Raw genomic sequence first — 6,398 nt, forward strand, 5'->3', positions numbered from 1 at the left:
AAATCCTTATTCTAAAATTGATTTTTGTATATATTCATTAACATCCCACGCTTCTCTTATACATTTAATTTTATTGAATTTATCTATCAGATATACATTAGGAAAATACTCTATAAAAAGCGGTGATAAACTCATAGTATATGCTCCAACCTTATCAAAAATAATTTTATCTCCATAAGTTAATTCCTTTTCATTAAATACACTCATTAATCTATCATTCTCCATACATGTATATCCTGATATTATTTGTCTTTCAGTACATCTTTTATTATTTTTTGTAATAAATTTATAAAAATAATTGTTTTTTCTCATAAGAGGATCTATATTATTTCTACTCCCATTAATAACAACAACTTTACTACTCCCTATCCTTTTTACATCTACTACTTCACATAAAAATTTAATTGGCGAAGCTATTAATGATGCTCCTGGTTCAACTATTAACTTTGTATTTTCCTTTTTGAAACTTTTAGAAAGTCCCTTTGATATTATTTTCATATAATCTAAATATGATGGCTTACCTTCTAAACCTCCAAAAAAGCCTCCACCAATATCTACATATTCTAGTTCATAATTAAATAACTTTGAAATTTCACATGCTTTTTCTGATAAAGCTTTATATATATTTAAACTCCTTGTTTTTGTACTATTATGCATATGCACTCCAACAACTTTTACATTTTTAATTGAATTTATTTTATTTATTACATTTTTTAAATCTCCATTTTCTAGTGAAAATCCAAACCTGCCAAGTTCCTTTCCCATAATAGTTTCACTTGGGCATTCCCTCTCCAAATTGAAGTTAACTCTTATTTCAACCTTTATTTCATAATTAAATTTTGTATTTTCTAACCAACTAATTTCTCTAAAACTATCAATATTTACTATAGAACCATTTTTTAATGCATCAAAAAATTGATTTTTTCCCTTATTAGGTCCATTAAATATTATGCAATCCTTTGTATATCCTATTTTTAGTGCTAATTTATACTCTAAATCTGAAACTACCTCTGCATAACAATTATTTTTTTTAAGATAGTTTATAATCCATAATAAAGAATTTGTCTTATAGGAATAACCAATAATATAATTATTCCAATACTTTTTTAATGCTAAATTCATGTCTTTGATATTCTTTTCTAATTCTTTTTCCATTACTATAAAACAAGGTGTATTTAAAACTTCATACATATTTACTATCTCCTAAAATAAAACTTTTCTTTTAAATTATTTTTTAATTTAGCTATAATTTTAAAGTAGTTTTGATTTAAATATTTTAGATTTAATAATATAAATACCTTCATTAAATTCACAATTAAAGAAAAAATATATAGTTGCTATTATTACTGCTAAATATATTACTCCACCTACAAACCAATTATTTAGATGTGCTGTAAATAAAAAAACAATTAAATTTATACTTAAAAACATCATTTCATTTTTGCTTGGAGTTAAATATTTAAAATCTCTTGATGAATACAAATACCATGTAATAAATCCTATAGTTGTAGCAACTGATATTAAAATAGGATTATCTGATATAATTACAGCTAAAAAATTATATATAAATGAAACTATAAGCATACCTGTAACAACCTTTAAATACTTTTTTTCATCCTTTCTTGCCTTGTACAAATTAACAAATAGAGCATTTATAACTATCATATAAGGATATGCTGAAAAGGAAACTGATATTATACTTAATGAAGGTATATATTTTTTAATAATTAAATTAACTGCTGCTGCAAAAGCAAAGTATAAAAGACTTGAAAAAACGCCTAATATTATTAAATAATTTTTAAGCTTTTTTATTGATTCTTCTACTTCATTTTTTGAAATGTAATTATAAAAAATTACTGAGATAGATTTTACTAGAATATTTATTAAATTAAGCATAGATAAAGCAAAGGAATAATAGGCAAAATCCTCTACTGTAAAAAATATTTTTATAAACCATCTATCTAATCCATAAAATAACATTACAGATAAGTTAGCCATTAGTATAAAAAATCCAACTTTAAAATTTTTTAAAATGCTTCTATCATACTTGCAATTTATACCTTTAAAATTTTTATATATACTAAATTCAATACATATAGTAACTAATATATTAGAAACTATTGTAGCTAAACAAAAATATACATAGTTATTACTTTTAAAAACAAAAACTAGAAGTAAATTTAATATTAAATACGATAAAGTTTGTATATATATTAATTTAGTGTATCTTTTAAATTCTCCTATAGCCTGATAATTAGCTCTAAAAAATCCAACCATATTAAAAGGAATAATTGTTATTGCCATAAATATTATTATTTTATTTTCAATTAAAGTTCCTATAAAAAAAAATATACTTGCAAATAAGATTTGTAATATTACATATGTTAGATGTTCTGTTTTAAGCAAACTTTTATCTAAATCTTTAAAATCTTTACCTCCATATTTTATATACATTCCCTCTTCAAAACCTAAGGTAAAAATTGTTATATAGGAAATATAAAAAGTATAAGTTTTTAAATTAGAATATTCATTTACTGATAAAGCCATAGGTATAATAAATGCTATTACTATTCCTGAAATCATATTTAAAAAATTAGCTGAAAATACTCTCAATATATTTCCTTTTAAACTCATAAAATTATCTCCTTTAAGTTCAACTGTATTTCTAATTAAAATAATTTTTATTCAAATTAATATACTCTTCTTTTGTCAATTTAAGTTTTAGCTCCATTATATGATGTGGCTTTCTATCTTCCACCTTTGGTAACTTCATATAGTCACCAAAAAATGTTTTTAGAAATCTATCATAATTATTTGGAGCTCTAAATTTATATCCTTCAAACTCAACTTCAATAAGTGGAAAAATATCCTCCCTATGATATATATAGTTATGAATGGATTCAATTCCATATCTTATATGATCTTCATTTTCCACATCATATTTCATATTTGAAAGATACATTTTTAGTTCTTCATTTATATTTTTATAGTCATATTCTTTATTAATAGAAAAATACGTTTTAGCTATTATTTTTACAACATTTCCTTTTATATTTTTAAAAAAAGGACTCTTTATTTTTGCGTATTTCATCCAATGAAATTTTATTTTTCTCATCAACTTATTTTTTATAAATATTTTAGAATCATTTTTAGTAAATGAATCCATAGGAAATATATCAATAAATATTCCTGTATGCCCTTTTTCTCTTTTATTCATTCTCAATATACTGTTTCTATCTCTTACCTTCATAAATTGATTTTCAGAATTTTCATCACTATAAATAGATTGAATAAAATATTTATGATTTAATTTATCTTTTCCTATTTCCATAAACTTGTTGTAATCTTTCCTCATCATAGATATATCTATATCATCATCCCATGGAATGAAACCTTTATGCCTTATTGCACCTAATAATGTACCTGCAGTTAGCCAATAATCTATATTATTTTCTCTACAAACTTTATCAACATCTTTAAGCATATTGACCAATTTGATTTGGGCCTCTCTTAGTTCATTTTTGTTATACTCCATTGACATACCACCTTAACAAACAAAATTAAGCAAATCACTAATTCACTTTTTTATTTATATTATTTAAAACAAAAATATATTCTTTAAATATAAAGTATTTTAATATGGCAAATAATTATTTTAGACTAGAAAAAAGGTAGCACTTCATAAAATGCTACCTTCTTACTATACAAATTTTTATCTATATTCAGGAAAATATCCTTTATTACGTCCATTTATTTCAACTAATTTATAATAAATATCTTCATTTCTTATTTTTGTTCCAACAAAAAAATCTAATACTCCACCTTTAGTAAATTGCTTCTTAAACTTTAATAATGCCTTACCATTAGCGCCTCCTAAATGAAATTCCTTTATCTCTTTTTTCTTTGCAAACTTAGCCACCTCATATAATATGAGACTATTTCCTCCAAGTGTTGTATGATTATAATCATTCCCTGATAAATGATAATGAATATAATCTTTATTATATAAAAACATAGCTGATGAAATATACTTTCCCTTATACATTGCGTTGGCTATAAATATATTTCCTTTCATGCCATTAAATAAAGCCTTCAAAAAATCAATATCAAACTTATAAAACTCACTTACATTATTTTTATATGCCATTTCATTATATAACCTATAAAATTCTTCTATAGTATCCCCATAAAAATCAAATTTAACTTTTACATTATTTTTAATTGCCTTTCTTATAACATTTCGACATTTAGAACTAAACTCTTCATAAAAAAAATCCTTTTTTAAATCCACATATAATGTAACATTATTATTTTTAATATTATATATATTACTTAAATACTTATGATTTTTAAGCCAAGGAGAAAATCTTATATATTCACTAACAATATTATTTTCATTACAAAACTTATTAAATTCATTATTAAATTCTTCTACTAACTTATCTATATCATCACAAAAATTTTCTATAATTACAGGTCCATTGAATCCATAAGGTGTTACAATATCATAATAAATCTTATTATTTACTTTTATATCTATTCTTCTTTTTATAAATGGATAATATAACTTACCTAAATTACTTTCAAATAAAAAACAATCCCATTTACCCTTATCCTTACTTTCATTTAACTGTCCCCAAATTTTTGAATAATATATATCTGGATAATCTATCACCATTTCACATCCTTTAAAAATCATCTAATAACTATAAATCATTATTTTCTATTTGTTTCTTTCTATATACATCAAAATCATCAAGTTCTCTACCTTCAGACATTGTAATGTTTTCCCTAAAAAATACTTTTTTTATAGTTAAAAATAATATTTTTAAATCATTTATAAAGGTTATATTTTCAGAATACTTAATATCATATTCAAAACGTTCTTCCCATCCTATAGCATTTCTACCATTTATTTGAGCTAGTCCTGTAAGGCCTGGAGAAACTGAGTGTCTCTTTCTCTCTCTTTCATTATAATAATCTAAGTATTCTACTAATAATGGCCTTGGTCCAACTATACTCATATCCCCCTTTAATATATTAAAAAGTTCTGGTATTTCATCTAAAGAAGTTGACCTTAATATCTTACCAAATTTATTTAGCCTCTCTTCATCAGATAATAGCTCTCCATTTTTATTTTTTTCATTAGTCATACTTCTAAACTTGTACATATTAAATATTTTTTCCTCTTTTCCTACTCTAGTCTGTTTAAATATAATTGGAGAACCTAAATTAATTCTTACTAATATTCCAATCATAATATATATTGGAATAAGCAATATTATTGCAATAATTGAAAAAATCACATCCAATAATCTTTTAAAATATTTTCTATACATTGTTTCACCTTTTATAAATCAATTGTCCATTATAAATAATATTAATCTTAATTAAAATACATTACTAATAAGTAAATTTAATTTTCTAAAAACAACCTATTGTATCCTTTAAGATTTATATTTTATAATTAGATACATATATTTGATTAAACACAGGAGGAAATATTTTGAAAACCAAACATAAATATAAACGTAGAAAATTACGTAAAAAACAAATACTACGAAATAGAATTATATTCTTTTCCTTAGTTATCTTAATACTTGGTATAATACCTTACTCAATATATAGCCATATCACAAAAAAATCCTCTAGCAAAAATACAAAAACAATAACTAATTCTGAAACAAACCCCGAAACTAAATTTCAGAAAAAAGAAATAATTTTTACAGCAGCAGGAGATTTTACTTTAGGAACTGATGATGCTCTTAATAAAAGCACAAGCCTACCAGCAGCTTTTAAAGCTTCTGGAAATGATTACTCTTACTTCTTAAAAAATGTAAGAAATATTTTTAAAGATGATGATTATACTTTAGTAAATTTAGAAACTACTTTTACTAATAGTAATTCTAAGATAGATAAAGGACATGTGATACAATTTAATTTTAAAGGGCCCAGTTCTTACGCAAAAATTTTAACTTCATCTTCTGTTGAAGGAGTAACAATAGCTAATAATCATATTTATGATTATGGTAAAAAAGGCTTTGATGATACAATAAATGTACTACAAAATAATAAATTAGATATAACTGGTGAGGGTTATAAAATAGTTAAGGATATAAAAGGTATAAAATTTGCATTTTTAGGATATCAAGCTTGGGATTCCGACGAAAAAAATAAAGAGAAAATCAAAACTGATATTGAAATCTTAAAAAAAGAAGGAGTTCAAGTTATAATTCCTTATTTTCATTGGGGTAGAGAAAAAGATTACAAACCAACAAGCTATCAAAAAACTTTAGCTCATTAGGGAGAGTAGTTATATTTGTGTAATAAACAAATTTAACTACTCTTTTTTTGTATGATGAGTTGGTTAATTTGGAATAATATACTATAAAGATTTT

General features: G+C 23.2%; 6 protein-coding genes. 1 reads left to right on the plus strand and 5 read right to left on the minus strand.

Features of this window, described 5'->3' with window-relative positions:
- Nucleotides 1-6: 6 nt before the first annotated feature.
- The 5 genes from J2S18_RS14050 to J2S18_RS14070 all read right to left on the minus strand — a co-directional run bounded on the left by J2S18_RS14050 (nucleotide 7) and on the right by J2S18_RS14070 (nucleotide 5,339).
- Nucleotides 7-1,191, minus strand: a complete 1,185-nt coding sequence (locus tag J2S18_RS14050; RefSeq protein WP_307487722.1) for a type III PLP-dependent enzyme domain-containing protein — start codon at nucleotides 1,189-1,191, stop codon at nucleotides 7-9.
- Between the two features lie 60 nt (nucleotides 1,192-1,251).
- Nucleotides 1,252-2,634: an MATE family efflux transporter gene (locus tag J2S18_RS14055; protein ID WP_307487724.1), complete on the minus strand. Its 1,383-nt coding sequence runs from the start codon at nucleotides 2,632-2,634 to the stop codon at nucleotides 1,252-1,254.
- A gap of 31 nt (nucleotides 2,635-2,665) precedes the next feature.
- The gene (locus J2S18_RS14060; protein WP_307487725.1) at nucleotides 2,666-3,535 is read right to left on the minus strand and encodes a LicD family protein; all 870 of its coding nucleotides are present in this window, start codon (nucleotides 3,533-3,535) and stop codon (nucleotides 2,666-2,668) included.
- Between the two features lie 177 nt (nucleotides 3,536-3,712).
- A complete protein-coding gene (locus tag J2S18_RS14065) occupies nucleotides 3,713-4,678 on the minus strand; it encodes a GNAT family N-acetyltransferase (RefSeq protein WP_307487727.1) in 966 nt (321 codons plus the stop codon).
- 28 nt (nucleotides 4,679-4,706) lie between these two features.
- A complete protein-coding gene (locus J2S18_RS14070) occupies nucleotides 4,707-5,339 on the minus strand; it encodes a sugar transferase (protein WP_307487729.1) in 633 nt (210 codons plus the stop codon).
- Between the two features lie 167 nt (nucleotides 5,340-5,506).
- On the opposite strand from J2S18_RS14070, the gene J2S18_RS14075 reads away from it, so the two are divergent.
- A complete protein-coding gene (locus J2S18_RS14075; RefSeq protein WP_307487730.1) occupies nucleotides 5,507-6,304 on the plus strand; it encodes a CapA family protein in 798 nt (265 codons plus the stop codon).
- Nucleotides 6,305-6,398: the final 94 nt, after the last annotated feature.

The organism is Eubacterium multiforme, from assembly GCF_030813415.1.
Classification (GTDB): domain Bacteria; phylum Bacillota; class Clostridia; order Clostridiales; family Clostridiaceae; genus Clostridium; species Clostridium multiforme.